This is a genomic window from Aeromonas sp. S13(2024), from assembly GCF_041402405.1.
Taxonomy (GTDB): domain Bacteria; phylum Pseudomonadota; class Gammaproteobacteria; order Enterobacterales; family Aeromonadaceae; genus Aeromonas; species Aeromonas veronii.
Map to the genome: position 1 here is coordinate 39,791 of NZ_JBGLRA010000004.1, position 24,216 is coordinate 64,006.

Consider the following 24,216-nt stretch of genomic DNA (forward strand, 5'->3'; position numbering starts at 1 on the left):
AGCAGATGTCATCAGAAAGGGCGCCTGCGGGCGCCCTCCTTGTTTTGCTTCATCAGATGACATGTCCGGCAATTTGTTATCGGCCTGACTGTAGGCGATAACGCTGGGGGGAGCAGCCCAGCTCCCGGTTGAACATGGCGATAAAGGCCGAGGTGGAGCCGTAACCGAGCCGCCAGCTGATCTCCTGAATGGGCATGTCGCCCTTGAGCCAGGCCAGTGCCTTGAGCAACCGCAGCCGCGCCCGCCACTGACCGAAGCTCATCCCCAGCTCCCGCAGGCAGCGCCGCGCCAGGGTGCGCTCTGTGGTATGCAGTTGTCCGGCCCACTGGGCCAGAGTTCGGGGATCGGCAGGATCGCTGTGTAACGCCGCCAGCATGGGAGCCAGCAGCTTGTCCTGACTCATCGGCAGGTAGCTCTCCTGACAGCGGGTGCGCGCCAGTCGCTCCACCAGTAACTCGGCCTGACGCTGATCCCACTCATCCGCCATATGGCTCACCCGCCGTTCGCAAAAATCGCTCAGCAGGGCGCGAATAAGTGGGGTAAGCAGCAGCAATCTGGGCTCTGGCGGCAGCTTGGCCGCCAGCTCGTGGCTGACGTAGATGGAGGTATAGTCGAGGGTCTGCTCGTTGTAGGAGGTGTGCTCGAGACCCGCCGGTACCCAGATAAGGTAGTCGGCAGGGGCCACCAGTCGCTGATCCCCCAGCTCTATCTCCATGATCCCCAGACTGATCATGTTGAGCTGTCCCCAGGGGTGGGAGTGCAGCACGGTCGCGCTGTCGGCCAGCATCTGCTGGTAACTGAAATAGAGCGGATTGGGAGCGGGCAGAACGACATCTACCGGCTGAAACTGGTGAGTGGCCATTAGCGCCCCTTGTCAGCGAGAGAGAGGAGCAGGCGTGATGCAACGCCCTGTTGGCTCGGTCCCCGGCACAGGCCAAAAGCAGCCATCAGTTGCGGGCAAACGCAGCCCGGGTGGGCCGGAATAAGGTGCATCAGAAAGAGTTGTCTTTTCTGCTGGGTCATCTGTCTGTTTTACGCTACTTGATAGTATAAAGACAAGGGTAGACTTGGCCCCCTGTTAATAAGGAGCCTCTGATGCGAATCTTTTCCCCTCTTCTCTTTCCGCTGATGGCTGTGCTGATCTGGGCTACCAATACCGTGGTGTCCAAGGCGGCCGCCAGCGTGCTCGACCCCGCGGCTATCTCCTTCTATCGCTGGGTGATTGCCGCCCTGGCGCTGACCCCCTTCTGTCTGCCCACCCTCTGGCGGCGACGCAGTGAGGTTCGCCCCTGGCTCGGCAAGCTGCTGGTGCTGGCGGCGCTCGGTATGGTGCTCTACCAGTGTCTGGCCTACTACGCCGCCCACAGCACCTCGGCCACCAATATGGGGGTGATCGGCTCCCTGATCCCGCTGCTTACTCTGCTGCAAGGGGCGCTCTTCTTCGGCCAGCGTCCCGGCAAACAGGCACTGCTCGGCATGAGTATCTCCCTGTTCGGGGTGCTCTGGCTGCTTGGCAAGGGCGAACCACTGGCCCTGCTCCACAACGGCATCAACCCGGGGGATGGCATGATGCTGCTGGGCTCCGCCAGCTACGCCCTTTACGGCCTGCTGATCCGCCGCTGGCACCTGCCGTTTGGCCCCTGGCTCAACCTCTACATGCAGATCCTGCTGGCGGTACTGCTGCTGGTGCCGCTCGCTCTCAGCGCAGACTCGATGGCGGTGCCAGCCGAAGGATGGGGACTGGTGCTCTTCGCCGGGCTTGCCTCCTCCCTGCTGGCGGCTTACTGCTGGATGCGCGGCCTCGCCTGCATGGGCGCCGAGCGCACCTCGGTCTTTATGAACCTGATGCCGCTCTGTACGGCGCTGATCGCCGTCGTCGGCCTGGGCGAGCCGATCCATGGCTACCACCTGCTGGGTGGCGGCCTTATTCTGGGGGGCGTGATGATCTCCCAGCTGAAAAAGCGTGTCCCACTGCCGGAGCGCAACACGGCCTGATGGGCAACATGCCAAAAACAACGAGGGAGCCGCTGGCTCCCTTGTTCATTTCTATCCTGTTTGAACGACTGTGAACCAACTTCACCCCGCCCGGCGCCAGCGGTAGCGACGCTCAGGCCGCCCGCGCTGACCATAGTTGAGATCCACATCGACCCGGTCTTCCGACTCCAGATATTCCAGATAGCGGCGCGCCGTGGTGCGGCTGAGGGAGAGTCGCAGCGCCACCGTGTCGGTGGAGAAGACACTCTCCGGCTCACCCGCCAGCAGATCCAGCACCTGACGCAGGGTGATGCTGTCGATCCCCTTGGGAGTGACGCGCATCTCCTTGATCTGGGAGCGCCCTCCCTTGCCCAGCAGCTTGTCGAGATCTTCCTGCTCCAGCCGACCCCGCTCGCAGAGGCGGCTGTGCAGTTGCAGGATCTCGTCCAGACTCTGCTGAATACGAAACAGCCGCAATGGTTTGATGACGTAGTCATGAACCCCCAGATTGAGGGCCTGCTGGATGGTCTCCACATCCCGCGAGGCAGTCACCATGATGACATAGGCTTCGCGGTTGTGGCTGCGCAGGCGGCTCACCCACTCAAGGCCGGAGCCATCGGGCAGGGAGACATCCACCAGCAGCAGTTGGGGCACCACACCGGCCATCATGGCATCGGCATGGGCCAGGGTGCCGGCCCGCCCCAGCAGGGAGAAACCGGGTGTCGCCGCCACCAGTTCTGACAAGATGGCACCGATCCGATCGTCATCTTCAATAACAAGCGTGATTATTGGGTCCATGGCTCACATTAATTGGTTTTTATTCAAGTAGATACCAAACAGGGTGGTCTGCTCGGCGGTTCGCCGCCATTCTATCACACCCTCGTGCCGACCCACGGTCTCCTTGACCAGGAACAGACCCACCCCGTGATCGCCGCTCTGGCGACTCACCCCGTAATCGAACAGATGATCGGCCAGCTCCTCGTCGACCCCCTCGCCGCTGTCCTCCACCTCGATCACCAACCGCCGTCCCACATCGCACAGGGAGAGCAGCACCCGGGGCGGCCGCTGCTGGCGGTTGCGCCAGGCCGCCTGCAGGCCGTTGTCCAGCAGGTTGCCAATGAGGGTGATGAGATCGGCCGAGACCGAGGCCGGATACTCCGCCAGCGCCGAATCGGGATCGAGTTCCAGGGTCACCCCCAGCTCGCGAGCCCGGCTGAACTTGCCGAGAATAAGCCCCGCCACCGGCTTGTTGTCGATCAGCCGCAGCAGCTCCTGCAGCATGGTCTGGCACGCTTCGTTCTCCTGCTGGATCAGCTCCACCGCCTGATCCACATGGCCCAGCTGCAACAAGCCGGAGAGGCTGCTCAGCTTGTTGGCGAACTCGTGGCTCTGCATCCGCAGCATCTCGGCATACTGGCGCAGGTGGGTCACCTGCACCCCCAGACTGGCGGCCACCTCCGGACGACTGAAGATCAGCAACCGCCCCGGCGCCTTGCCCTGCACCGCCTGCCAGCGACCGACAAAGGACTCCCCCTGAATGGTGAAGCTCACTTCCCCACCCTCCTGCTCCAGACAGGGGGCAAGGGGCGGCACCAGCTCCGCCAGCGACTGCCCCTGCAGGGCGTGGCGTCCAGTGACCGGCAGCCGCAGCTGATAGCTGGCGGTGCTGTTGATCATGTTGATATTGCCGCGGCCATCGAGGGCGATGACCCCTTCGGTGATGTGCTCCAGCACCAGATCCTGCAGGGTAAAGCGGCGCACGATCGCCTCCGGCTCCAGATCGAGCAGGGTCTTGCGCAGCAGGTATTGCACCCAGAGCGCCAGCAGCAGGCCGCACCCCAGCACCGCCACAATGGCGCAGATGAGCAGGGCCACCCGCTCCATATAGATGCCCTCCACCTGCTGCATCAGGTAGCCCACCACCACGGCCCCCATGACGCGCCCATCCCCGCCAACCACCGGGGAGAAGCAGCGGATCGCTGGCCCCATGGTGCCCCGATCCTTGGAGCAGTAGCTGCGCCGCTCCTGCAGCGCGGGCCAGATATCCTCGCCGCGAAACTTCTGCCCCACCAGCTCGGGGTTGGGGTGGCTGAGGCGGCGACCATGCTCATCGGTCACCACCATATAGGTGGCGTCGGTGCGGTTGCAGACCGCCTCCACATAGTCGCGCAGGGTAGGATCACTGCCCTGACGCAGAGCCTCGACCACCCGGGTATCCGCAGCCATCACCCGTGCCAGATCGCTCCCCTTATCCTGCAAGTTGCTCTCCAGCAGATGACGGATAAAGAGGGCCAGCAGGCTGCCCAGAATGAGGATCAGCAGCAGGGAGAGCCCAAGAGAGAGGGTGACCAACTGGTGGCGAAGTTTCATGCACATACCTTAAAACGTCAGGACGCTGCCCAATAGTGCGGATGCCACCAGGTCTGGTCAATCAAAGGAGCCGGATCGCCGACAAAATCGGCCAATCCTTCCTCGCGGGCACAGAGCGCCACCGCTCTGGCGACGGCTCGGGCCACCTCTCCCACCTGCTCGATGGGGGGCAACAGCCGGCCCGCCACCAGCGGATAGGCACCGACCGCCCGCACCGCGGCCAGCAACATGCCATCGCTGATGCGGCGCGCCTTGACAGCGCAGGCTCCGAGACCAATCCCCGGGAAGACATAGACGTTATTGCACTGGGATACCACCCGCCGCTCCCCTGCCACCATCACCGGCACAAAGGGGCTGCCGGTGGCCAGCAAGGCGCGGCCATCTGTGGCGGCCCACACCTGCTCGGGGGTGGCCTCGGCGCTGCGGGTCGGGTTGGAGAGTGGCAGGATCACCGGCTGATCGCACACCGCCCCCATCGCCTGCAGCACCTCGCAGGTAAAGAGGCCGCCCTGACCGCTCACCCCGATCAGCACCGCCGGGCGCACCTGACGGATGGTCTCCAGCAGCGAACTGATCCCCTCCTCCACGGCACGGGCAAACGGCTGTTGGGCGCGAGTCAGATTGGGACGATCGCTGCAGACCACCCCATCCTGATCAAACAGCCAGACGCCGTCGTGACTCCCCGCCAGCTGGGCCAACATGGCGGCGATGCCACAACCGGCAGAGCCCGCCCCGACGATCAGCACCGGGGCATCACTGAGGGCGGTCCCCGCCTGTTGCAACCCAGCCAACACGCAGGCAGAAGCCACTGCCGCCGTGCCCTGAATATCGTCGTTAAACATGCAGAGTTCGTCGCGATAACGGGTCAGCAGGTTGGCGGCGTGCTTGCCGGCAAAGTCTTCAAACTGCAGCACCACCTGCGGCCAGCGCTTGCGAATGGCGGCCACCACCTTGTCCATGAAGTGGTAGTAGCTCTCGCCGTCGATGCGCGGGGATTGCCAGCCAAGGTAGGAGTCATCCTCCAGCAGCTCGGGGTTGTTGGTGCCCACATCAACGCAGAGCGGCAGAGTACGCGCCGGGTTGATGCCACCCGCGGCGGAGTAGAGCGCCAGCTTGCCGATACAGATCCCCATACCGCCGATACCGAGATCGCCAAGCCCCAGCACCCGCTCGCCGTCGGAGATGACGATCACATCCACCTCCTGCTCCACCGACTCGAGAATATCGTCGAGATCGTCCCTGTCATGCCAGGAGAGGTAGAGGCCGTGGCTGCGCAGATAGAGATCGCTGTGGCGCTGACACGCCTCCCCCACCACCGGGGTGTAGATGATCGGCAGCAGCTCCGGCAGGTGGTGACGCACCAGATCGTAGAAGAGTACAGGATTGTCCTCCTGCAGCTGGCGCAGCAGCAGATGCTGGTCAAACGGACTCTGCATGGCGCTGACCAACCGGTAGATCCGGCGCCGCTGCTGGGAGAGGGACTCCTCCTTGTGGGGCATACGCCCCCGCACGCCCTGACGCTTGCGCTCGGCATAGGGCAGGCTGGTGCCCATCATGATGTCGTTCATTTTGTGTGTTCCTCAATCCGGTATCAGGCGAGCAGGGAGATAAGCGCGGTAGCCAAAATAAGCATCACGGCGCCACCAAGGCGAGAGGAGATCTGGGCAAAGGGCATCAGCTTCATCCGCTGGGCCGCCGAGAGCACCGCCACATCGCCGGTGCCGCCCATGTTGGCCATACAGAGCCCGCCGGTGATGGCCGCCTCGATGGGATAGAAGCCGATCATCCGGCCCACCAGTGCCGCGCCGAGGGCGCCACCGATCACGGTGACCATGACCAGCACGAAGTAGCTGACGGAGAAGGCACTGATCAGCTCGGGAATACTGGTATAGGCGACGCCGATCCCCACCAGCAGGGAGGGAGTCAGGTTGCTCACCACAAACTGATACCAGTCGGCCGCTGCCTGCTCATAACGGCGCGGCAGCAGGCCGCTCACCTTGATAAAGGCGACCGCCAAAATCATCAGGGCGAAGGGGTGCATGGGGATAAAGTTGCCAAGCAGGGAACCCAGCACAAACATGCTGGAGCTGATAAAAAGCCCCATACCCAGACTCTGCAGGGTCGGCGCTTCGGCCTGCTCATCGGTAATGCTCTGGCTACTCTCTTTAACCATCAGCTTGCCGTTGCCAGTCAGGGAGGGGTAACGGCGACCGAGCCGCGCCAGCAGGGAGCCCACCAGAATGGCCAGGGTATTGGCGATCACCACCGCCGGTACCATGCGCGACAAGAGATCCGCACTGGACATCTGCATCGGGCCGGAGAGGATCTCCACCAACGGCACCGCACCGGCGCCCATGCCACCGCCCATGATCGGCAGGCCGATCAGCAGCACCGCATTCTTGAAGCCATACCCCATCAGGGAGCCGACCAGCCCCACGCTCAGCAATGCCAGCGCTACGCCGCCAAGAATGACCGGCAGATAGCGCATGGCGGCATTTTTCAGCAAAGCGCCGCTCATGCCAAACACGGAGCCAGTCACCAGACTGGCGATAAAGAAGTTGAGAAAGCCTCCCTCCTTCATGAAGTTGGTAATGACCTGCCCCGCCTGCACCGGCAGCAGCTGGTATTCGAACAGGGCGGCGCCGCCAAAGATGGCGAGGATGGTGCCACCCCCCAGATATTCACGGATCGGCATGATCCGCTCCCCCAGCTCGGTCAGCAGGGTGCCCAGTACAAACATCAGTGCCAGCGCACCGACCATGCCCAGCGGCAACGAGCCGTTCCAGCCGGAAAAGAGAACGCAGGTCGCCAACCCCAGAAATATAAAGAGCGGCATACCGGCAATTTGTTGGCCGCCCATAAAGGCGGCCTTTTCTTGTGTGGTTTGTAGGGGGGAGAGGTTTTTCATTGTTATGTACTCTGCGTGTGATTGTGGCCGCTACTTTATTGATCCCCCTCTCCCCTGTCGGTTAGCCAGACTGCAAAGCCATATAAAAACATTAAAAACTTAAACATCATGGTGCCTCCAACGTGCGCAGCACAATAGAACACCAGACATCCGATACCCGACCAAGTCAGGAAATAGGGTGATAAAACGAGCGACCATAATGGCGGATATTTGGGTGATCAGCAGTAATAACGATGCGATGATCTCCCCCTTCGGGGAAATAACAGAGCCAGATGACAAGCTCTGCGACCATTTATCGCCACAGCTCCTGTGAGTGATAATCAGCGGGCAATGTCATCGCCATAACGCGAGAGCCACGGCGTGCCACATCAGGGTTTGAGTCGGCGTGCAAGAAGCACGCACGATGAAAAAGGGTGAGGAGAAAGATGCAAAAAGGGGAGATTAAAATAGTGATGAGCCAAGCCAGCGAATACCAGAGCACTGGCTTGAACTCACAAGGATCACACACGGTCAGGTCTATTCTGCCAACAGCAATGGAATATTGGCGGGGTCAAAATCATGACTGATATCGGTACTTCTGATTGCGCCTTCCCGATTCACGCCATGGTGTGACTCTGCACCATATTCTCCATCACTCAACAGCGCTTCAATTGCCAGATACACACATCCACTGTCATATCCATCCACAACCCGTTTCCCCCTTGTTTTATAACCCCATCAATATTAGCGGATAAAAAAAGAGCTGCTCGCTGAAGCTGAAAATTTCATGAAAATAACCACCGGATATCCTCCATTCACGGCGCAATATCCGAAGCGGCAAAAGAGCCTCGAGTGGATCAGCCCCGAAAATAATATCAGGGTCTCGAATGCTGCCAGCTCGCACCAGCGAAAGATCCGACCAGAAACATGATCAGCATCGCACTATTTACTTAGCCTGCTAAACAAGTATGATAGTTAGCATGCTAAGTACATTGAGGATGAGAAGATGACGGATCTGGAAAGGTTGCGCGAGCTGTCGCTCGCCGAGCAGATAGCGCGGATGCACCGGCTATGGCGTACTGCCGCCGACCTGGAGTTGGCTCCCCTTGGCCTCACCCATCCCCGCTGGACCGCGCTGTGGAAACTCTCCCGCATGGGGAACCATGTCAGCCAGAAGACCCTGGCCGACGCCCTCGAGATAGAGCTCCCCTCCCTGATGCGCACCCTGGGCCAGCTGGAAGAGCAGGGACTGATTGAGCGCCATTGCTGCAGTCAGGACAAGCGGGCCCGCATCGTCTGTGTGACCCCGGCTGGCCAGACCCTGCTCGATCAGATCGCCGACCGCATCATGAATATCCGCCGGGAGCTGCTGGGGGGCATCGACGAGCAGACCCTGCAGCTGTTTGAAGCCACGGTGCAGCGGATCTCGGCCAACGCCCTCAGCAAAATTGAACAACACCACGACCGACAAGCCGGAGGCGATACAAGCCCTCCCGAGACCGACAGAGAGAGAGAATAAGATGACCCCGGATCAACAATTTACCCGCTGGATCAAATGGTCCATGGCTGGCTTTGCCACATTGTTTGCCTATTTTCTGATAGCCGACCTGCTGATGCCCCTCACCCCTCAGGCGATGGCGACCCGGGTGGTCACCAAGCTGGCCCCCCAGGTGAGCGGCAAGGTGATCGAGGTCGCCGTTCACAACAACCAGCAGGTCAAGAAGGGGGAGCTGCTGTTCAGGCTGGATCCGGCCCCTTTTGAACTGGCAGTGGAGCAGGCCCGCCTTGCGCTGGCGCAGGCAGAGCAGCAGAACAGTGAACTGGATGCCGCCCTGACCGCCGCCGTTGCCGAGATCAACGCCAAGGAGACCCTGGCCAGCCAGAAGTGGCGCGAGGCTGAGCGGATAGATGCGCTCTACCAACGTCACATGGTTTCGCTGCAACAAAAAGATGAAGCTGACAGCGCCCTGCGCAGCGCCCAGGCCAACCTGCGCGCCAGTCAGGCCAAACTGGCCCAGATCAAGGCCAGTCGTGGCGTGACCGGTGAGGACAATCTGTTGCTGCGCCAGGCCCGCAACAAGCTGGCGCAAGCGCAGCTGGCCCTCTCTTACAGCCGGGTCCACGCGGATCAGGATGGCACCATCACCAACCTGCAGCTCAAGCCGGGCAGTATCGCCAGCGCGGGCAGCCCGCTGCTGGCGCTGGTGTCGGAACAGGTCGATGTCATAGCCGATTTTCGGGAGAAGAGCCTGCGCCATGTCGGCGAGCAAACCCGCGCACTGGTCGCCTTCGATGGCGAGCCGGGTCAGATCTATTCTGCCCGGGTGAGCAGTCTGGATGCCGGGGTGAGTGCCGGTCAGTTTGATGCCAACGGTCGGCTGGCAGCGCCGGTCGAATCGGATCGTTGGGTGCGGGATGCCCAGCGGATGCGGCTGCACCTCGAGCTGGAGCAGCTCCCCGATCATCTGCCAGCCGGGGCTCGGGCCACGGTACAACTGCTGCCAGACAATGCCCTGACCGCCATGCTGGCACGGGGCCAGATCCATCTGCTCAGCCTGCTCCATTATGTCTACTAACCACGCCACTCACCCGTCGGCCAATACCGCCGCAGCACACCCCGCCGGTGTTGCTGCCACCCACCTCTGGTATCGGCCCCTCACCGGCAACGAGCTGCGCCAGTGCCTGCGCATCGCCTTTGGCTGCACCACGGGCTTTTTGCTCTGCAAGCTGTTTGGCTGGAATTACGGGGTCTTCTATACGGTCACACCGGTGCTGCTGCTGGGGATGGTGCCGGTGATGAATGGCCATGCCGCACGCCAGCTGATCGCGGCGGCGGTGGTCTGTGGTGTGGAGGTCGGGCTGCTGGGGGGGCTGTTTGGCAGCCATCCGGCGCTGATGACCCCTATCGCCTTTCTGCTGTTTCTCTACCGTTTCGCCGCCATGTCGCGGGGCAGCCTGTTTCTGTTCGGGGCCAACGGGGTGCTGAGCCTCAGCATCATGCTGCACTTTGCCAGCTATCCGCAGACCGACCTCAACGACCTGATCCTCAACAATATCTGGGCGAGCGTGCTGTCGGTGCTGATCGCTTACCTGATGACCATGCTGATCCCGGATGTGGAGGCCAGACCCAAGCCCGCCTCGGCCCCCAAGGCGCCGCACCGGATGCGCCATGAAGCCCTGCTGGGGGCCACGGTGGCCACCCTGTCGTTTCTGGTATTTCAGGTGTTTGACCTGCGCGACTCCATGTCTGCCCAGGCCACGACCTTGCTGGTGCTGTTCCCCATGCACTGGAACGGTGCACTGAGTTATGCCCGCAAACGGGCGATGGGCACCTTGCTGGGGGTCACCTTCGGCTTGCTCGGCCAACTGCTGCTCTATGACTGGTCAGGGCAACTGCTGCTGGTCGCCCCGCTGCTGTGGCTCGGCGCCATGTTGTTCAGCCATGCCCACGTCAAGGAGGCTGGTGGCTCCGGGGTCGGCTTTGGCGCCCTCACCACCCTCGGCATCCTGTTTGGCCAATACCTCACTCCGGGCAACGATCTGGTGTTCAGCGCCCTCTACCGGGTGAGCAGCATCCTGTTTGCCATCGTGGTCACCCTGCTGGCCTGCTACCTCGTCCACCGGTTGCTCAACCGCTTCGAGGCGACCCGCTTCGGTTATTGATTTCCTGTTGTAAGCACTGTTGTCAGCCCATGGATGAGCTCTCTTTCGCCCCGTCGCCTGCCGGGGCGTTTTTTCTCTCGCTCGTTGACTTCCCTCACCAATACTCCTGCCACTACAAGTCAGCGCAGAAGTGTGGCTATGCTTGTAAGGCTGCTGTCGATGAGGTGTACCTATGGTCGCGTTGTTAAAAAAATGGCTGGTTTGTCTGGTACTGTTGGCTACCAGCCCGCTCGGGGCCACCCCGCTTGTCATTGGTGCCGAAGATGACTGGGCCCCCTACTGCGAGCGCGACAAGGACAATGAGGATGACCAGCCCCACGGACTGGCGCCTGAGCTGGTCAAGGCGGTGTTCGCCGCCGAAGGGATCGAGATTGTCTTTCGCACCCTCCCCTTCGCCCGCTGCATGCACGATGCGAAAAGCGGCAAACTTGCGGGGTGCTTCAACGCCACTATCACCGAAGAGAACCGCTACCAGTACCACTGGCACGATACCCCCATGTTCGAGGAGGATCTTGCCATCTTCGCCCTCGCCAGCGAGCCGCAACGGGATCTCAAGCTCACCTCGCTGGAGGGCAAGCGGGTGGGCATCACCCTCGGCTACACCTACCCCACTGATTTTATGGAGAACCCCAGGATCACCCGCTTTCAGGCCAAGTCCGATGCCCAGATCCTCGAGATGCTGGTGCGCGGCCGGGTCGACTACATCCTGATGAACGGCATGCCGGGCTACCTCAAGATCCAGCAGAAGCAGCTGACCGGCAAGGTGGTCAAGGTTGGCAAGCTCTCCACTGATGGCTTCTGGCTCGCCTTCTCCCGCCACCACCCGCAAGGGGAAGCGCTGGCCAAACAGTTCGAGCAGGGGCTGCAGAAGATCAAAAACAACGGTATCTATGAGACGCTGATCCGCCAGTTTGAAACCAGACTTGGCCTCTACTGATTGACGATGCCTTCCTGATAGCGCCCCCTCATACTCACGCGATATGCCGGACAGCCAGCGACGCACCGAATGGCCCCGCTGATTGCACAATAACAGCAACCTGTTAGGCTCACGCCCGTATGACACCAATGGAGCTGTAATCATGAATAAGGTACATATGATGGCCGCTGGTGCGCTGGCCCTCGGCCTGCTCGCTGGCTGCAATCAGGGCAATACCCTCTCAGTCACTGGTGGCGAACCGGTCAGTTACCAGTGCGAGCAGGGCAAGAAGGTGCAGGTGCGCTACTTCTCTCTCTCCGACAAGAGCCTCAACTTTATCAAGCTGTCACTGCCGGACGGCAAGGATTACACCCTGCCCCAAGCCATTTCGGCCTCCGGCGCCCGCTATACGGACGAACATGAGGCCGTCTGGTGGAACAAGGGGGATGAGGGCTTTGTCGAGCTGCGGGATCAGGATGGCGAGTGGCAGACCGCCTACAACGACTGCAAACAACAATAAACGTGACCCCGGCCTGGCCGGGGTCTCTCTTTCTCTGGCATCAGAGTGGTGGGGGATCAATTGATCTCGATCTCGAAGCGGTTGGTCACCTCGACCGGAATGGCATCCGGGTTGCCCTCTGCCGGGCTGTAGCGGATCCGCGAGAGGGTCGCCAGCGCGCTCTGTTCCAGTTCGCCGGGGGGCTCGGCCGCCACCACTTCCGGCTTGACCGGCGTGCCGCTGGCGTCGATTTGATAGCGAACTTCCACATACCCCTTGACCGGTTTGGCCGGCAGGGCGGGCTCGTCATTGCCAAGCCATGACCACTGCTTCTCCTGAACCCAGTAGCTGGACAACTGCTCGAGAGGGATAGCGATCGGAGCACGCTCGTGCGCCACCTCCTGACGGGATGAGCACCCCAGCAACAGTGTCACTGCCAGACCTGACCATACTGCAACTTTCCACTTCATGTAACGCTCCTTGTTCTCTGCCGGTGCTTGTTGCCGGACTGCGGGACGCTCAACGCGCCCCGCTTGGTCAGTCACCCATCCTAACGAAAAAGTATTCGTATGAACATGAACAAAAGGGCCAACCCCGAGAGGTTGGCCCTTTTATCGTCAATGAGCTCACTAACCAGCCGAAGGTATCAGCCGCGCTTGTCGCTCACCACCAGCCAGAGCGCATGGACCATGCCCGGCAGACCGCCCATCAGGGTCAGCACTATGTTGATTAAAAAGTGCAGGCTAAGGCCCACCTGGATAAACGCGCACACAGGGGGCAGGAAAATGGCCAGCAGGATCTTGAGCAGATTGTTCATCCAAGCTCTCCTCTTCATGAATGTCGTCAGGATTGGAATGGGCTAACCATAAACATCCCGGGCTTCAACTGCAAACCAGACAGGGAATTCGCTCACCGGCATCACGCCAGGCGTTGAGATCGTGGATCTGCTGATTGCTGCTGCCACGCCAGAGCAAACCGGGGTCTGCCAACGCCTTTTCAAACTTGCCATCCACCAGCACATCCAGCAAGGCCACCAGCTCACGCTGGGCCTCTGACAGCTCACCGAGCAGATAGCCGGTCCAGCACCAGATATCCTTGCCCGGACACTCGGCGCGCACCCGTTTCACCAGCGCCAGCACGTGGGGCACGTTGGCAGGGTGGAGCGGATCGCCGCCGGAGAGCGACAGACCTCGCCGTTTGATGCGGCTGTCGTTGAGATCCGCAATGATGCGATCGCTCATCGCCTCATCGAACGGCTTGCCGCCATCGAGTCGCCAAGTGCTCTGGTTGTAGCAACCCGGGCACTGATGCTCACAACCGGAGACAAACAGGGTGGCACGGGTGCCGGGGCCGTTGATCACATCGACCGGGTAGTATTGGTGGTAGTGCATCGTTTGTTTCCTGCCTCGTTCACGGGACAGCGGCATAACTGCCGCCCTCCAATGAAAATGGCCCCTTGAGTCAGGGGCCAGCTCTTCATCGCCTGTGCGCTTACATATGTTTGACGCGGCGCTTTACTTCTTCCTGCTTGCCCGCATTGAAGGGGCGTGCATCAGGGCTGCCGAGGTAGCCGCAGACACGGCGGGTCACCGACACCTTGGCGGGGTCATGGTTGCCGCAGCGCGGGCAGGTAAAGCCCTTGGAGGTGCACTCGAATTCGCCGGTAAAGCCGCAGTCGTAGCACTCGTCGATGGGGGTGTTGGTACCGTAGTAAGGCACCTTGTCATAGCTGTAATCCCAGACGTTTTCGAGCGCTTCCAGGTTGTGCTGGATGTTGGGGTATTCGCCGTAGCAGATGAAGCCGCCACTGGCGATGGGCGGATAGGGCGCCTCGAAGTCCAGCTTGTCGTACGGATTGACCTGCTTCTCCACATCGAGGTGGAAGCTGTTGGTGTAGTAACCCTTGTCTGTCACGCCGGATACCACGCCAAACTCCTTGGCGTCGATGCGGCAGAAGCGGGTGCAGAGGTTCTCGCTCGGGGTGGAGTAGAGGCTGAAGCCGTAGCCAGTCTCCTCTTTCCACTCGTCAATGGCTGCCCTGAGACGGGCGATGATGGCGATGGCCTTCTGTTGCAGCTCGGCGCTGTCAAACAGGTGCACCTTGTCACCAAACAGGGCGTTGATGGTCTCGTGAACCCCGATATAACCGAGGGAAATGGAGGCACGACCGTTCTTGAAGATCTCGCTGACGTTGTCGTCCGCCTTCAGTCGCACGCCGCAAGCCCCTTCCATATAGAGGATCGGCGCAACCCGTGCTTTCACCCCGTCCAGACGAGTGATGCGGTACATCAGCGCCTTCTTGGCGACCCGCAGGGATGCATCCAGACGATCCCAGAAGTCCGCTTCGTCACGGGATTTCAGGGCAATGCGCGGCAGGTTGAGGCTCACGACACCCAGGTTGTTGCGACCTTCGTGGATCTGCTCGCCATTCTCCTCGTAGGCACCGAGGAAGGAGCGGCACCCCATGGGGGTCTTGAAGGAGCCGGTCACTTTCACGACCTGGTCGTAGTTGAGGATGTCCGGATACATCCGCTTGGAGGCACACTCCAGCGCCAGCTGCTTGATGTCGTAGTTGGGATCGCCCTGCTTGTGGTTGAGGCCATCCTTGATGGCGAACACCAGTTTCGGGAACACAGCGGTCTTCTTGTTCTTGCCAAGACCAGCGATACGGTTGCTGAGGATGGCGCGCTGGATCATCCGCGACTCCCAGCTGTCCCCCAGACCAAAGCCGAAGGTGACAAACGGCGTCTGACCGTTGGCGGTGTGCAGAGTGTTGACTTCGTACTCCAGTGACTGGAAGGCGTCGTAGCACTCTTTCTCGGTGCGGGCCATGGCGTAGGCTTCCACATCGGCAATGCCCCACTCTTCGGCCACTTCACGGTGTTTCTGCCAGCTGATGGTCACATAGGGGGCCAGCACTTCGTCGATGCGGTTGATGGTGGTGCCGCCATAGATGTGGCTCGCCACCTGGGCGATGATCTGGGCGGTCACGGCCGTAGCGGTGCTGATGGATTTCGGAGTATCGATCTCCGCATTGCCCATCTTGAAGCCGTGGGTCAGCATCCCCTTCAGGTCGATCAACATACAGTTGAACATTGGGAAGAAGGGAGAGTAATCGAGATCGTGGAAGTGCAGATCACCGCTCTCATGAGCCTGAACCACATCACGGGGCAGCATGTGGCTGGTGGCATAGTGCTTGGCGACGATACCGGCCAGCAAGTCGCGCTGGGTCGGGATCACTTTGGAGTCTTTGTTGGCATTCTCGTTGAGCAGGGCGGCATTGGTCTGCTCGACCAGACCGCGGATCTCCTGCGCCAGACGGCCGCGCGCCTCGCGAGCCTGATCCCTGTCGTGACGATATTCGATATAGGCACGGGCGATGGCCTTGTCGTCGGAAGCCATCAGGTGGTTTTCGACCCGGTTCTGGATCTCGTGGATATCAACTTCACCACGCCCTTCCAGCTCCTGACTCACCGCATTGGCAATGCGGGAGGCGAGTGCCGGATTGGCCTGATTGACCGCTTCCGCCGCACGGCTGACCGCCTCTGCAATCAGCTGGGCATTGAATGGTGCGCGACATCCGTCACGTTTGATCACAACCGGTTTCATGGATTTTCCCCGTTAAAAGGCCAGGCATTTGCCTCTGGCTCACCCTTGTTGGGCCCCCCTCCCGGCATCTCGTCCTGGACGCAAATAAATTCAGCCGAGGCTTGACAAGCCTGGGCTGAAGATAGGAGGGGAACAGCTTATACACAGCTTAATAACACAACATATAGGGATTAAAAACGAATGCGTCCCTATATGTGGTGTCTATTAGGCACTAAAGCGAAGCCTCATTTCTTGATCCAGAACAGGTTTTTCAGCGAGCGGGACAGTTCACGACCAACCAAGATGGGCCCCATTCAAATCCAGCCTCAAGCAGAGTGCGGGCTGCCGTCCGATCCGCCCACACGAAAAAAATCGCCCCCCACCGCATCGGTTTCGAGATGACAGCGCCAACCAAAACCGCCCATACTGAACAAGAACTCTCTCCCCCTCGACAAGGGACAACCCATGCGCACCTCTCTGCTGTTGCTACTGTTATCCACCCTCTCTCTGCCGCTCTGGGCCGCCAACATTCTGGTGATCAGCAGCTACCATCCCGAATACCTGTGGGACCAAAGCTACAACAAAGGGCTGCTCGATGGCTTGCAGGGGGAGCACAAGATCACCCACTTCTATATGGATACCAAACGCCATCCACGGGAGAAGTTCGACGAGATCGCCCAGCAAGCTATCGCCTTTTATCTGAAGAGCAAACCGGATCTGGTAGTACTGGGGGATGACAACGCCATCAACTATCTGGCCAACGAGATCGCCTCGCTGGGTACCCCGGTGGTATTTCTTGGCATGAACGAGAATCCGCGCCTTAAGGGCTTTGTCGGCCATCCCAAGATCACCGGCGTGCTGGAACGCCCCCTGCTCAAGCGCAACATCAGCGAAATAAGCCAGATGATGGGGGGGCTCGACAAGGCACTGGTGCTGTTTGATTCCAGCAATGTGGCCCTCACCGCCATCGAGGATGAATTCAAGACCCAGACCGAGCTGCGGGTCGGTCAGACCCGGATCAACAGCCAGCTGATGGGGGATTACAGCCTCTGGCAGGAGGCGGTGCTCAACGCCAAGAAGAACGGCTATCAGGCAATCTTCCTCGGCCTCTACCACACGCTGGTCGATGACAATGGCAAGCATGTGAGCGAAAAGACGGTGCTGGAGTGGACCAGTGCCAACACGCCGGTGCCGCTCTTCTGTTTCTGGGAATTTACCGTCGGCAAGGGGATGGCCATCGGCGGGCTGGTGCTGGACGGCCACGATCAGGGGATACAGGCAGCCAGCCTCATCAACACCATACTGGCGGGCACCCTGCCCCGTACCATCTCCCCCCGCGCAGCCCTGCGCGGCGAATATGTCTTCAGCAAGAGCGAGCTGGCCCGCTGGCAGCTCACCGTGCCCGACAAATGGCGCCACAAGATCCTCTGGCGTGAGTAACCGCCGAAACAAAAAAGAGAACCCGGCCATGCCGGGTTCTCTTTTATCGGGTGCTGCGGTTAGCAGGCTTGGTGAGGGCTATCAGCCCTGCAACGCCTGTTGCAGCTCCTCTTCGGTCCAGATGGTGATACCGAGCTCTTGTGCTTTGGTCAGCTTGGAACCGGCCGCTTCCCCCGCGACCAGCACATCGGTCTTGGCAGATACCGAACCCGCCACCTTGGCCCCAAGCGCCTGCAGCGCCGCCTTGGCGTCGTTGCGCGACAAGGTGGTCAGGGTGCCGGTCAGCACGAAGGTCTTACCGGCAAAGGGTTGCTCCGCGGCCTCTTTCTTCTCGATGGCCGGCCAGTGGATGCCGGCAGCCAGCAAGGCCTCCAACACCTCCACGTTGTGGGGCTGACGCAGGAAGTAGTAGACATGCTTGGCCACCACATCGCCCACATCGGCCACGTCGAGCAGTTGCTCCACCGAGGCTGCGCGCAGGGCATCCAGGGTGAGGAAGTGGTTGGCAAGGTTGAGCGCAGTCGCCTCCCCCACTTCGCGGATCCCCAGGGCAAACAGGAAGCGCGGCAGGGTGGTACTGCGCGCCGCATCGATGGCGGCTACCAGATTGAGGGCCGATTTTTGCCCCATCCGCTCAAGACCGGCCAGCTGGATAGCATTGAGGCTGAAGAGATCGGCGGGGGTCTTCACCAGTCCCTTGTCCACCAACTGCTCGACTATCTTGTCGCCAAGGCCATCCACATCCATGGCACGACGGGCAGCGAAGTGCTTGATCGCCTCCTTGCGCTGCGCCTCGCAGAACAGGCCACCGGAGCAGCGGGCAACCGCTTCCCCTTCCAACCGCTCCACTGCCGAACCACACACAGGGCACTCGGTCGGGAAGAGAATTTCACGCGCATCAACAGGGCGCTGTGCCTCTACCACGGCCACGATCTGCGGGATCACGTCCCCTGCCCGGCGCACGATCACGGTATCGCCAATCATCACGCCGAGGCGCTCGATCTCGTCGGCGTTGTGCAAAGTGGCGTTGGAGACGGTCACGCCGCCGACAAACACAGGTTTAAGCTTGGCGACCGGGGTCACGGCGCCGGTGCGGCCGACCTGAAACTCGACGTTCTCAAGCTCTGTCATCTCTTCCTGCGCCGGGAACTTGTGGGCGGTCGCCCAGCGCGGGGCGCGGGCCACAAAGCCCAGCTCCTCTTGCAGGGGGATGGCATCCACTTTGTAGACCACGCCGTCGATCTCGTAAGGGAGCTCGCCACGGCGGGCCAGAATGTCGTCGTGGAACGCCTGACAACCGGCGGCCCCCTCTTTGAGCTTCACCTCGGGACTAAGCGGCAGCCCCCACTCCTTGAGCTGATTGAGGCGACCAAAGTGAGAGTCACCGAGCAGCTCGCCGCCAACACCGACACCGTAAGCGTAAAAGCTCAGGGGGCGGCTGGCGGTGATGCGTGAATCGAGTTGACGCAGGCTGCCGGCGGCGGCGTTGCGCGGGTTGACGAACACCTTCTCGCCCGCTGCCAGCGCCTTGGCGTTCATCGCCTCGAAACCGGCCTTGGGCATAAAGACTTCGCCACGCACCTCGAGCCGCTCTGGCCAGCCAGTGCCACGCAGCGCGAGCGGAATGGCCTTGATGGTGCGCACGTTCTCGGTGATCTCCTCACCGGTGGCGCCATCGCCCCGGGTGGCCGCCTGCACCAGCTGACCATTTACATAGAGCAGGCTCACAGCCAGACCATCGAGCTTGGGCTCGCAGCAGAAGGTGAAACGCACGTCACGCTTGAGGCGATCGCTCATCCGTTGTTCGAACGCCTGCAACTCTTCGCTGCTAAAGACGTTGTCCAGACTCAGCATGGGGATCTCGTGGCGCACCTGTTTGAAGGCCGTCAGCGGCTGACCGCCGACCCGCACGCTGGGTGACGCCGGTGTTTTCAGCTCGGGATGCTCGGCCTCCAGCGCAATCAGTTCGCGCATCAGGCGATCGTATTCGGCATCCGGCACTGTGGGGTTATCCAGCACATAGTACTGATGACCATATTCGGTAAGCAGTTCACACAATTGACGGTGGCGGGAGAGGGTGTCGCTCATGAAAAAGTCTCGAAGTGTGATTGAACATACGGCCGGGGTAGAAACAAAAATGCGGTACCTGGGTACCGCACTTTTTCTTCACTCGACCCGCATGGCGTATTAGTCGCGACTGGCCTCGTAGGCAGCCAGCTCGTGACGGTAACGGGCAATGGTCTCGTCGCTCAGCGGGCTGCGATCCATATCGGTCAGCATGGCATCGAGATCGCTGGCCAGCTGATCGGCAGCCTGCAGCATATCCTCGAAGGCAAACGCGGCATTGCTGCGCAGCGGCAGTTGCATGAACAGGGAGACACCCGGCGTGGTGAACTGCTCCATCCGGTACGGGTTGAAGGTACCCGGCTTGACCATGTTGATCATGGAGAAGAGCACTTCACCCTTGCCGTTGGGATCTTCGTGACGGTGGAAAATATCCATCTCGCCAAACTTGAAGCCCAGCGCCATCAGGGATGAGAGCAGGGTCGCACCTTGCAAGTCGTGACCCGGACGGCCCATCAGGTTGATGACATAGACATCCTGCCAGATCTTCTCGACCGGCTGGGGCGCCATGCGCGGCTCTTCCACCACAGGTGCAGGCGCCACATAGGCTGGCTCTTCATAAACAGGCTCGGGAGCCACATGACGGGGCTGCGGCTGATATTCCGGCTCGGGAGCACGCACCGGTTCGGCACGAACGGTGTCAGCGGTACGGACTGTCTCTGCACGGGCACCAAAAGTCGGGGCGGTCGCGTAAGCGGGCTCGACCAGCGGCTCGTCGTCCAGCGACTGCATCATGGGCTCGCGCTGGGGACGGGAACGGTAGACCGGGGTACGACGATTGACCTGAGCAGGTTTGCGCACCGGCGCGGCGGGCGCCTCGTCGATCTCCTCGGGCAGCGGTTCGTCGAACGCTTCCTCCTCTTCATAGACAGGAGGCGGCGGAACCGGGCGGGCAGCAGGCTTGCGCACTACGGGCGGCGGCAGATCGTCCTCGTCATCTTCATCATCAAAGGCGGGGACGGCAGGGCGACGACCGAGTTCCGGCTGGCGGCTCTCTTCACTGCGCAGCTTGGGCTCGGCACGACGGCCACCACTGACCACGCGTACCTGGCCGATGCCATCGCTGTCGAAGGCGTCATTATCACGATCCCGCGACTTGGAGTCCATCCGTCCAATCGGTTTCTCTTTGATCGGTGCCTGACGATTCTTTTTGTTGCTCCACAACCCGTGAATGAGCAATGCCGCAATAGCAATACCGCCCAGGGCAACCAAGATGTAACGCAATTCCTGCATTAGCTGCTTCTCTTTCTAGTTTTGCTCAGCCAAAGCGACGGCTTCACCGATATCGACCGACACAATGCGAGAAACCCCGGGCTCTTGCATCGTGACGCCAACCAGCTGCTCAGCCATCTCCATGGAGACCTTATTATGACTGATGTAAACGAACTGTACTGTGCTCGACATCTCTTTGACAAGAGAACAGAAGCGACCGACGTTCACTTCATCGAGCGGTGCATCCACCTCATCCAGCAGACAAAAAGGTGCTGGGTTGAGTCTGAAGATGGCAAAAACCAGCGCAAGCGCGGTTAACGCCTTCTCCCCCCCGGAAAGCAGGGCAATGGTAGCATTCTTCTTACCCGGAGGTCTCGCCATGATGCTCACTCCGGCCTCCAAAAGATCATCGGAGGTGAGCTCAAGCCAGGCACTGCCCCCACCGAACACTTTTGGAAACAGGGATTTTAAATCTTCGTTGACCTTATCGAAAGTGTCCCGGAACCGTATTTGTGTCTCTTTATCAATTCTTTTAATGGCTTGGCTCAAGGTTTCCAGTGCTTGCTCGAGATCCTGACACTGATTTTCGAGATAGGTTGCCCGGGTTTTCGCCTCTTCATACTCCTCCAGCGCCGCCAGGTTGATGGCGCCAAGCGCTTCCACTTGCGCCTCCAGGGTCTGGATCTCCTGCCGCAGCTTGCCGCGATCTGCGGCGATCAGCACCGCCTGATCGAGATCCACCAGCCTCACCCCAAGCTCTTCGAACTGCTCATGCAGCCCCTGTCGACGGGTGAGGTTGCGTTCGCGCTCAAGGCGCAGAGTTGCCAGCTTCTCCTGCAACGTCACCAGCTGCTTGTGATCGGCACTTCTGGCCTGCTCCAGCTCACCGAGCTGGCGCTCCAGCTCCGCAAGCCGTTGATGGCAGGCGAGCTGCTGCGCCTCCAGATTACGCTGCTCGGCCAGCAGGGGCGCCAGATCCGGCACTGCCTCGCTATCCGGCCCTTTCAGCCCGGCCAGCTCCAGCCCGAGCCTCGCCAACTCCTCTTCGCCCAGGGTAATGAGTTGGCGCAGATTGCCCAACTCCAGTTGCAAACGCTGGCAGGCCGCTTGTTGCTGCTCGCGGCGCACACGGGCCTCGTCGACCGCCCGCTCGCAGCGGGTCAGCAGCTCCTGAGCGAGCTGCAACCCTTGTGTCAGCGGCTCCCCCAGCTCCTGCAACTCGGCAAGGCGCGCCTCATCGAGTTCCAGTTGTTCACGGGCGCTGGCCAGTCGCTCTGCCTCTTCGGCCTGCTCCTGATCGAGCCGGATCAGCTCTTCGCCGAGCTGACCGAGCCGCTGCAACCGCTCCTGCCGCTGACCCTGTTGCAGGCTCCAGGCTTCGCGCAGTTGTTGCCATTTCTGCTCTTGTTCGCGCAAGGTTCGCTGCGACAACTCCTGCGCGCTGGCAAGCTGGGCGCGCCGGGCATCGGCAGCCACAAGTTGCTCACTCAGCTGTGCCAACCCCTCGGCAACCCTCTCCTGCTCGGTATGCAACCGCTCACGCTCACCGAGCAGCGCCATGGTGCCGAGCGCCGCGCCCTGCCCCAGATCTGCCCAGTTTGGCCCCAGCCAGTCGCCAGCAGGAGTCAGTACCGACTCACCGGCCGCTAGGCTTGGCTGGCGGGCCAATGCGGCCTCCCGGCTCTCCACCAACCAGATGGCGTTGAGGAAGGCAGGAATATGCTCACCACCCAGTTGCGCCGCCAGCGTACCGGCAACCGCCGGTTGCGCCGGGCCAATCCAGAGCCCCTCTTGCGCCAGATTGCACTCGTCCGCCGGCGTTGCGGTGAGCCAGCGCCCCAGCACCTTGTCGAGTGCCGGTGCCCACTCGGGGGCAACCAGCAACCGGTCGGCCAGGGTTGCACCCTCCATCTGCTCGCCGAGGATCTGATCCAGGGTCGCCAGCCGCGCCTCCAGCTCCCGCTGCAGGCTCAACTGCTGGCCATGCTGCTGCTTGAGTTGTTCATGGGCGTCGACCGCCTGCACCAGCTGCTCGGTCAGCTCACCATTGGCCGCCCTCGTCAGCTCCAGCTCACCACTCAGGGCATCGAGGGCCGGTTGCAGATCGTCGGCCTCTGTACCGAGAGGGCCTGCGCGTTCATCTTCCAGTTTGAGGCGGGCCAGCCGGGTCTTGGCTTGCAACTCCTGCAAACCACCCAACCGGGTACGGGTCTGGTTGAGCTGCCCCTGCAACCCGGCCAACTGTTGCTGCCACTGCTGCTGGCGCAAGCGAGCCTGTTCCAGCTGCTCGCTGGCCTGCTGGCGACCCTCCTGCTGCTCGGTGAGCAACTGCTCACACTGCTCCAGCCGGGCGCTCTCCTGCTCGGCGCGCAATACCCCTTCGGTCAGTTGATCCTGCTGGCTGGCCAGCTGCGCCTTGCGAGTGGCGATCCGCTCGCCCAGCGCCTCTGCACGGGCTTGCCAATCGCGCCCCAGTTCACTCTGGTGCAGTTGCTGTTGCTCGAGACGGGCGATAGCCTGCCCGCCGAGAAAAATCTGTTGTTGACGGCTCGCCTGCTCGGCTTGCGCCTCTTGTCTGGCGACCGACAGGGTGACGTGGCGCCCCTCATCGACGGTGCGCTTGGCATCGAGCGCCGCCAGCGCCTGCTCGGCCTGCGCCAGTTCGGTTTTGGCCTCGCCAAGGCGCGTCTCCAGCGCCCACAACTCGGAGCCAATCAACTCGGCACGAGCAGCGCGCGAACGACTCTTGAGCTGTTTGTAGCGCTCGGCTGTCTCAGCCTGGGCTTTGAGGTGCTCAAGGCGCGAACCCAGCTCGCCGCGAATATCGCCGAGGCGCTCCAGGTTCTCCTGAGTGTGGCGAATGCGCTGCTCGGTCTCGCGGCGCCGCTCCTTGTAGCGGGAAACCCCGGCGGCCTCTTCCATAAAGAGCTTGAGATCGGCCGGACGCGACTCCACCAGTCGGCTGACGGTGCCCTGCTCGATGATGGCGTAACTGCGGGGGCCAAGACCGGTGCCGAGGAAGAGGTCGGTCACATCCTTTCGGCGGCACTTCTGGCCGTTGATCTGATAGTGGTTGGAGCCGTCGCGCAGCACTTCGCGGCGCACCGAGATCTCGGTAAAGCGGCCAAACTCGCCGGGCACCCGGTTGTGGGGATTGTCGAACACCAGCTCGACCGAGGCGCGCCCGTGCGCACTGCGATTGATAGAGCCGTTGAAGATGACATCGGTCATGTTCTCGCCGCGCAGATGACGGGCGGAGCTCTCCCCCAGCACCCAGCGCACCGCGTCGATGACGTTGGATTTGCCACAGCCGTTAGGGCCCACCACGGCGGTCATGTCTGCCGACAGTTCGATGCGGGTCGGCTCGACGAACGACTTGAAGCCGGCGAGTTTGATCAGTTTCAGACGCATGGCGACCTGTATCAGTGGCTAAATAAAGAGGATGCGGGCAGGTGACTTTACCAAATCCAGACCCGGCTTTGTTTGTAATATGCAGGCATCATCCCCATTCATGCCCGATTTTTGGTCGCCACGGCACGAAAT

Annotated in this window: 20 protein-coding genes; 7 read left to right on the forward strand and 13 right to left on the reverse strand. The window is 61.1% G+C overall.

What is annotated here, in order from left to right; genetic code table 11:
• Positions 1-76 precede the first annotated feature (76 nt).
• Positions 77-862 (reverse strand): helix-turn-helix transcriptional regulator, encoded by a 786-nt coding sequence (locus ACB042_RS07760; RefSeq protein WP_371178189.1) that lies wholly within the window; start codon positions 860-862, stop codon positions 77-79.
• A 233-nt stretch (positions 863-1,095) separates the two neighbouring features.
• Here ACB042_RS07760 and ACB042_RS07765 point away from each other — a divergent pair, with 233 nt between their 5' ends.
• Positions 1,096-1,995, forward strand: a complete 900-nt coding sequence (locus tag ACB042_RS07765) for a DMT family transporter (protein WP_330124089.1) — start codon at positions 1,096-1,098, stop codon at positions 1,993-1,995.
• A gap of 81 nt (positions 1,996-2,076) precedes the next feature.
• On the opposite strand, the gene ACB042_RS07770 is transcribed toward ACB042_RS07765, so the two are convergent.
• From ACB042_RS07770 to ACB042_RS07790, 5 genes are all read right to left on the reverse strand, one after another.
• Entirely contained in the window at positions 2,077-2,772 is a 696-nt protein-coding gene (locus ACB042_RS07770; protein WP_201986926.1) for a response regulator, read from the reverse strand.
• Positions 2,773-2,775: 3 nt separating this feature from the next.
• Positions 2,776-4,344 carry a sensor histidine kinase gene (locus ACB042_RS07775; RefSeq protein ID WP_069526286.1) on the reverse strand — a complete coding sequence of 523 codons (1,569 nt, stop codon included), beginning with the start codon at positions 4,342-4,344 and terminating at the stop codon, positions 2,776-2,778.
• 17 nt (positions 4,345-4,361) lie between these two features.
• Positions 4,362-5,912 carry an NAD-dependent malic enzyme gene (locus ACB042_RS07780; protein WP_371178190.1) on the reverse strand — a complete coding sequence of 517 codons (1,551 nt, stop codon included), beginning with the start codon at positions 5,910-5,912 and terminating at the stop codon, positions 4,362-4,364.
• A 23-nt stretch (positions 5,913-5,935) separates the two neighbouring features.
• Entirely contained in the window at positions 5,936-7,252 is a 1,317-nt protein-coding gene (locus ACB042_RS07785) for a 2-hydroxycarboxylate transporter family protein (RefSeq protein WP_371178191.1), read from the reverse strand.
• 516 nt (positions 7,253-7,768) lie between these two features.
• On the reverse strand, positions 7,769-7,939 hold the full coding sequence (locus ACB042_RS07790) for a hypothetical protein (protein WP_162838752.1): 171 nt from the start codon (positions 7,937-7,939) through the stop codon (positions 7,769-7,771).
• Positions 7,940-8,237: 298 nt separating this feature from the next.
• On the opposite strand from ACB042_RS07790, the gene ACB042_RS07795 reads away from it, so the two are divergent.
• From ACB042_RS07795 to ACB042_RS07815, 5 genes are all read left to right on the forward strand, one after another.
• Complete coding sequence (locus ACB042_RS07795) at positions 8,238-8,750, forward strand: MarR family transcriptional regulator (RefSeq protein WP_371178192.1); 513 nt, start codon at positions 8,238-8,240, stop codon at positions 8,748-8,750.
• A 1-nt stretch (position 8,751) separates the two neighbouring features.
• Positions 8,752-9,807, forward strand: coding sequence for an HlyD family secretion protein (locus ACB042_RS07800; RefSeq protein ID WP_371178193.1), 1,056 nt, complete (start codon positions 8,752-8,754; stop codon positions 9,805-9,807).
• Positions 9,797-10,894 carry a DUF2955 domain-containing protein gene (locus ACB042_RS07805; protein ID WP_216958824.1) on the forward strand — a complete coding sequence of 366 codons (1,098 nt, stop codon included), beginning with the start codon at positions 9,797-9,799 and terminating at the stop codon, positions 10,892-10,894. Before ACB042_RS07800 ends, ACB042_RS07805 begins: the two co-directional genes overlap by 11 nt.
• Positions 10,895-11,066: 172 nt before the next feature.
• Positions 11,067-11,831: a substrate-binding periplasmic protein gene (locus tag ACB042_RS07810; protein ID WP_371178194.1), complete on the forward strand. Its 765-nt coding sequence runs from the start codon at positions 11,067-11,069 to the stop codon at positions 11,829-11,831.
• 142 nt (positions 11,832-11,973) lie between these two features.
• A complete protein-coding gene (locus ACB042_RS07815; RefSeq protein ID WP_267529625.1) occupies positions 11,974-12,330 on the forward strand; it encodes an MliC family protein in 357 nt (118 codons plus the stop codon).
• A 56-nt stretch (positions 12,331-12,386) separates the two neighbouring features.
• Here the strand turns inward: ACB042_RS07815 and ACB042_RS07820 are convergent, their stop codons facing one another.
• From ACB042_RS07820 to nrdD, 4 genes are all read right to left on the reverse strand, one after another.
• Positions 12,387-12,779, reverse strand: coding sequence for a TonB family protein (locus ACB042_RS07820; RefSeq protein WP_005358848.1), 393 nt, complete (start codon positions 12,777-12,779; stop codon positions 12,387-12,389).
• Positions 12,780-12,955: 176 nt separating this feature from the next.
• Positions 12,956-13,126, reverse strand: a complete 171-nt coding sequence (locus tag ACB042_RS07825; RefSeq protein ID WP_236381442.1) for a YqaE/Pmp3 family membrane protein — start codon at positions 13,124-13,126, stop codon at positions 12,956-12,958.
• A gap of 64 nt (positions 13,127-13,190) precedes the next feature.
• A complete protein-coding gene (gene nrdG, locus ACB042_RS07830) occupies positions 13,191-13,700 on the reverse strand; it encodes an anaerobic ribonucleoside-triphosphate reductase-activating protein (protein WP_043818898.1) in 510 nt (169 codons plus the stop codon).
• A 100-nt stretch (positions 13,701-13,800) separates the two neighbouring features.
• Positions 13,801-15,918 carry an anaerobic ribonucleoside-triphosphate reductase gene (gene nrdD, locus ACB042_RS07835; RefSeq protein ID WP_021229151.1) on the reverse strand — a complete coding sequence of 706 codons (2,118 nt, stop codon included), beginning with the start codon at positions 15,916-15,918 and terminating at the stop codon, positions 13,801-13,803.
• Between the two features lie 444 nt (positions 15,919-16,362).
• Between nrdD and ACB042_RS07840 the strand changes: the two genes are divergently transcribed.
• Complete coding sequence (locus tag ACB042_RS07840; RefSeq protein ID WP_005338444.1) at positions 16,363-17,337, forward strand: ABC transporter substrate-binding protein; 975 nt, start codon at positions 16,363-16,365, stop codon at positions 17,335-17,337.
• Between the two features lie 81 nt (positions 17,338-17,418).
• Here ACB042_RS07840 and ligA read toward each other — a convergent pair whose 3' ends face one another.
• The 3 genes from ligA to ACB042_RS07855 all read right to left on the reverse strand — a co-directional run bounded on the left by ligA (position 17,419) and on the right by ACB042_RS07855 (position 24,084).
• The gene (gene ligA / locus ACB042_RS07845; RefSeq protein ID WP_371178195.1) at positions 17,419-19,425 is read right to left on the reverse strand and encodes an NAD-dependent DNA ligase LigA; all 2,007 of its coding nucleotides are present in this window, start codon (positions 19,423-19,425) and stop codon (positions 17,419-17,421) included.
• Between the two features lie 99 nt (positions 19,426-19,524).
• Positions 19,525-20,694, reverse strand: coding sequence for a cell division protein ZipA (gene zipA / locus ACB042_RS07850; RefSeq protein WP_040066671.1), 1,170 nt, complete (start codon positions 20,692-20,694; stop codon positions 19,525-19,527).
• A 15-nt stretch (positions 20,695-20,709) separates the two neighbouring features.
• Positions 20,710-24,084, reverse strand: a complete 3,375-nt coding sequence (locus tag ACB042_RS07855) for an AAA family ATPase (RefSeq protein ID WP_371178196.1) — start codon at positions 24,082-24,084, stop codon at positions 20,710-20,712.
• Positions 24,085-24,216 lie beyond the last annotated feature (132 nt).